5 protein-coding genes are annotated in these 4,665 nt (G+C 70.6%); 1 reads left to right on the forward strand and 4 read right to left on the reverse strand.

Translation table 11 applies throughout. The features are described 5' to 3' along the window. Positions 1-111: 111 nt before the first annotated feature. From recA to P1P70_RS41015, 3 genes are all read right to left on the reverse strand, one after another. On the reverse strand, positions 112-1,242 hold the full coding sequence (gene recA, locus P1P70_RS41005) for a recombinase RecA (RefSeq protein WP_319247032.1): 1,131 nt from the start codon (positions 1,240-1,242) through the stop codon (positions 112-114). Between the two features lie 282 nt (positions 1,243-1,524). Beyond that, the gene (locus tag P1P70_RS41010) at positions 1,525-2,889 is read right to left on the reverse strand and encodes an AI-2E family transporter (RefSeq protein ID WP_319247034.1); all 1,365 of its coding nucleotides are present in this window, start codon (positions 2,887-2,889) and stop codon (positions 1,525-1,527) included. A gap of 94 nt (positions 2,890-2,983) precedes the next feature. Further along, positions 2,984-3,178, reverse strand: coding sequence for a DUF3046 domain-containing protein (locus P1P70_RS41015; RefSeq protein WP_184900059.1), 195 nt, complete (start codon positions 3,176-3,178; stop codon positions 2,984-2,986). A 79-nt stretch (positions 3,179-3,257) separates the two neighbouring features. On the opposite strand from P1P70_RS41015, the gene P1P70_RS41020 reads away from it, so the two are divergent. Further along, positions 3,258-4,202, forward strand: a complete 945-nt coding sequence (locus tag P1P70_RS41020; RefSeq protein WP_319247037.1) for a hypothetical protein — start codon at positions 3,258-3,260, stop codon at positions 4,200-4,202. A gap of 90 nt (positions 4,203-4,292) precedes the next feature. On the opposite strand, the gene P1P70_RS41025 is transcribed toward P1P70_RS41020, so the two are convergent. Continuing rightward, a complete protein-coding gene (locus P1P70_RS41025) occupies positions 4,293-4,601 on the reverse strand; it encodes an AzlD domain-containing protein (protein ID WP_319247039.1) in 309 nt (102 codons plus the stop codon). Between the last annotated feature and the right edge of the window lie 64 nt (positions 4,602-4,665).

Here is a 4,665-nt window from a genome sequence, read left to right on the forward strand (position 1 = left end):
GTGCCCGTCCGCGCCGAATCCCCCGGTCCCCCCGTCGGTACCCTCGCGCCCCCGGCTCTCGGGAACGCTGGGGTACGCGTACTCGCCCCAGTCCGTTCTGCGCGTCACGGACTAGCTCTTCGCCGCCGCGGCCTTGGTCTTGGTGGCCTTGGCAGCCGGAGCGGCCACCGCCTTCGCGGCATCGTCCGCGCCGGCCGGGTCCGAGACCGCCGCGTCCGCGCCCGGTTCGACAGCGGGCTCCTCGGGCCTGACGCCGACGCCCAGCTTCTCCTTGATCTTCTTCTCGATCTCGTTGGCGAGATCGGGGTTGTCCTTCAGGAAGTTACGGGCGTTCTCCTTGCCCTGGCCGAGCTGGTCGCCCTCGTACGTGTACCAGGCGCCGGCCTTGCGGACGAAGCCGTGCTCCACGCCCATGTCGATCAGGCCGCCCTCACGGCTGATGCCCTGGCCGTAGAGGATGTCGAACTCGGCCTGCTTGAAGGGCGGCGCGACCTTGTTCTTGACGACCTTGCAGCGGGTGCGGTTGCCGACCGCCTCCGTGCCGTCCTTCAGGGTCTCGATGCGACGGATGTCGATACGCACCGAGGCGTAGAACTTCAGCGCGCGGCCACCGGTCGTGGTCTCCGGGGAGCCGAACATCACGCCGATCTTCTCGCGGAGCTGGTTGATGAAGATGGCGGTGGTCTTGGACTGGTTGAGCGCGCTGGTGATCTTCCGCAGGGCCTGGCTCATCAGTCGGGCCTGCAGACCCACGTGGCTGTCACCCATCTCGCCCTCGATCTCCGCGCGCGGGACGAGCGCGGCGACGGAGTCGATGACGATGAGGTCGAGGGCGCCGGAGCGGACCAGCATGTCCACGATCTCCAGGGCCTGCTCACCGTTGTCCGGCTGCGACAGGATCAGGTTGTCGATGTCGACACCGAGCTTCTTCGCGTACTCGGGGTCGAGGGCGTGCTCGGCGTCCACGAAGGCCACCTGGCCGCCGGCCTTCTGCGCGTTCGCCACCGCGTGCAGGGTCAGGGTCGTCTTGCCGGAGGACTCCGGGCCGTACACCTCCACCACGCGGCCGCGCGGCAGGCCACCGACGCCGAGGGCGACGTCCAGTGCGGTCGACCCGGTGGGGATGACCTCGATGGGCTCGTTCGGCCGCTCACCGAGGCGCATCACCGCGCCCTTGCCGAACTGCCGTTCAATCTGTGCGAGCGCGGCGTCGAGCGCCTTCTCGCGGTCGGTTCCTGCCATGGGTTCCACCCGGTTTGCTTGAGTCGATCGCTTCACGTGAAAGACGCTAACGCCTGCCACTGACAATGGGCCCCGACGCCCGCCCGGCCTGTGGATAACTCGGGCACTTCTCCACGAAAACCCTGCCGAACTCCCGTCGACAGCCGCGCCGGAGCCTCCATAAGAATGGATGTTCGATTTTAGTGTCAAGCGACACCACGGGCCATCCGGAGGACTTCCGCGGCACCTCGGACCGTTCCCGACGGGCCTCCCGTGCTGCCGCGACAACACGGAGGCCGCGCCCTACGGAGCGCCGCGCTCCGGTCCGGAGCCACTCTCCGGGCTGGCGCCGCTCTCCGGCCCGGCGCCATTCCCGGGGCCGGCGTCGTCCCCGGCGGCATCCGTCGGTCGGTTCGTCGGTCGGTTCGTCGGCCGTCGGCGGTCCGCCTTCTCCTCCAGCCGTCTGCGCAGCCGCCTGAGGAGGTTGCGGGAGCCGGGGCCGCGATGCCCGTGCACCCGGGGGTCGTCCGTGACGTCGTACCGCTTCACGTACGCCCCGAGGAAGGCCTGCAGGGTGGCGATGGCGGGGATGGCGATGAGCGCGCCGACCGCCCCGAGGAGGGCGGTGCCCGCGATGACCGATCCGAAGGCCACGGCCGGGTGGATGTCCACGGTCTTGGCGGTCAGCTTGGGCTGCAGCACGTAGTTCTCGAACTGCTGGTAGATGACAACAAAGACGAGGACCCACAGCGCGTACCACGGGTTGACCGTGAAGGCGATCAGCATCGGCAGGGCGCCCGCGAGATAGGTGCCGATGGTGGGGATGAACTGCGAGACCAGGCCGACCCAGACTGCGAGCGCGGGCGCGTAGGGCACGTCGAGGTACTCCAGCAGGACGTAGTGCGCCCCGCCGGAGATCAGCGCCATCAGCCCGCGCGAGTAGAGATAGCCGCCGGTCTTGTCCACGGCGATCTCCCACGCGCGCAGCACCTCGGCCTGCTTCGCGGGCGGCAGCACGGAGCACAACGCCCGCCGCAGCCGCGGTCCGTCGGCGGCGAAGTAGAACGAGAACAGCGCGATCGTCAGCAGCTGGAAGAGGCCGCCCAGCACCTGCGCGGAGACGTCGAGGACGCCCGTGGCGCTGTTCTGCACGTACTTCTGGAGCCAGTCGGAGCGGAGCAGCCCCTCCTGGATGTCCACCCGCTTGAGCTCGGTGTGGAAGGTGGTGTTGATCCAGCTGATGACGGAGTCGAGGTACGCCGGGAAGTCCTCGACCATCTTGATGATCTGGCCGGCGAGCATCGAGCCGAGCAGGGTGACGAAGCCCGCGGCCCCGACCAGTGTGATCAGGAAGACCAGGAAGGTCGCGAAGCCCCTGCGCAGGCCCTTCGAGGCCATCCAGCTCACCGCGGGCTCGATCGCGAGCGCCAGGAAGAACGCGATGAGGATGTTGACGAGCAGCCCGATCAGCTGGTGGAACGCCCAGCTGCCCAGTTGGAAGACGGCGACGAGGGAGAGCGCGAGCACCATCGCGCGCGGCAGCCAGCGCGGCATACGGCCGCTCGGCGCGGCACCGGGTCCCGGGCCGGCCGGGGGGCCGGTGGGCGGTGTCGTGCCGGACGGGGGTGCCTGCTGCTGGGACCTCGCGGTCTCGTCTGTGGGGGCCACGCACCAAGTTTCGCCCACGCCGCCGACAATCGGTCGCCGCCCCCGGATCCTCCCGTACGACGACCGACGTCAGCGTGGTGAAGTCCCGGGTATTTCAGCGGTTTTCGGCCGGAACGCCCATGGTCGCGCACACCACACGCCACACTTCCTTGGCCTCCCAGCCCGCGTCCAGCGCCTCGTGGACCGTGCGTCCACCGAGGTCGGACATCACATGATCGCGCGCGAAGGTGTCGGCGTACCCCGCACCGAAGTGCTCCGCCATCCGCTGCCAGAAGACCGTCAACCGCATGAGTCCAGTATCCCGCCCCAGGGGGTGGGCCTGTCCGGGACGGCTTTCCGAGACCGCTTTCCGCCCTACGGTCGGAGCCATGGCCGAAACCGGAGCATCCCCACTCCCCCCGTCGTCCCCGGCGCACACCCCGCTGGCCCGCGCCGAGCAGTTCATCTGGCTGACCGCGCGCGTGCTGGAGCAGCGCCGCTTCGCCTACCACTTCCTGGAGGGGAGCGCCGACGCGGTGGAGACCGCGCTGGCCGCCTACCGCAACGCCGACGAGGGCTACGGGCACGCGCTCGAACCCGATCTGCGCGGCCCCGTGAGCCAGCCGCTGCACACCGGGCACGCGCTGCGTGTGCTGGACTCCATCGGGCGCTGCGGCGGACAGCGGGTGGAACGCGTCTGCCGCTATCTGACCTCGGTGTCGACCCCGGACGGCGCGCTCCCCGCGGTGCACCCCGGCCAGCGCGGCTATCCGGCGGCCCCGTTCGTGCCGATCGTCGACGACCCGCCCAGTGATCTGCTGGCCACCGGGCCCGTGGTGGGTCTGCTGCACCGCAACCAGGTGTGGCACGCGTGGTTGTTCCGGGCCACCGACTTCTGCTGGCAGGCGGTCGAGGCCCTGGAGAAGTCGCACCCCTACGAGGTCCATGCCGCCGTGGCGTTCCTGGAGTCCGTGCCGGACCGCGCACGGGCCCGGGCCGCAGCCGACCGGCTCGGGCGTCTGGTCCGCGAGCACCGGCTCGCCGCGCTGGATCCCGTACGACCGAACGACTTCCCTGTGGCGGACGGTTACGCACCGGGCGAGCACCATTACCCGCACGACTTCGCGCCCACCCCGGAGTCTCTCGCGCGCGCGTGGTTCACCGACGAGGAGATGTCCCGTTCCCTCGACTTCCTGGCGAGCGAGCAGACGGAGGACGGGGGCTGGCCGATCCGCTGGCGCCAGTGGGCGCCGAGCACGGCCCTGGAGAGCCGCCCGATCGTGACGATCGAGGCGCTGCGGACGCTGCGGGCGTACGGGCGTCCGATCGGCTGAGGCCCGGTCGGGCGGGGACAGGCACGCGTGCGTGCCTCGCACGCGCACGTGGGCGTGCGTACGCATGCCCTGCGACAACCACGGCGGGCGTCACCCCGTGATCGCCCGCACGGCCGCCGTCACGAGCACCGCCGCAGCCACGACGATCAGGAAGGGGGCCCGCAGAGAGAGAGCGACGGCGGCCGCGGCGAGCCCCGCGGCCCTCGCGTCCACCACCAGCTCGTGGCCGTCCGCGAAGGTCTGCTGGGCTGTGAGGGCGGCGAGGAGGGCCACGGGCAGCAGGGCGGCGAGGCGTTGCACCACTGGGCGTTCCAGGACGCCCTCGGGCACCAGCAGGCCGATCAGCTTGACCGCGTAGCAGCCGACGGCGGTGACGACGACCGCGATCCAGACGTTCACCGGGCGTCTCCCTGCCTGTCGTTGCGCCGACCGTCCCCGTCCCCGCCCCGCGGATCGTCCCCGC

It is taken from the genome of Streptomyces sp. MB09-02B (genome assembly GCF_033794485.1).
Taxonomy (GTDB): domain Bacteria; phylum Actinomycetota; class Actinomycetes; order Streptomycetales; family Streptomycetaceae; genus Streptomyces.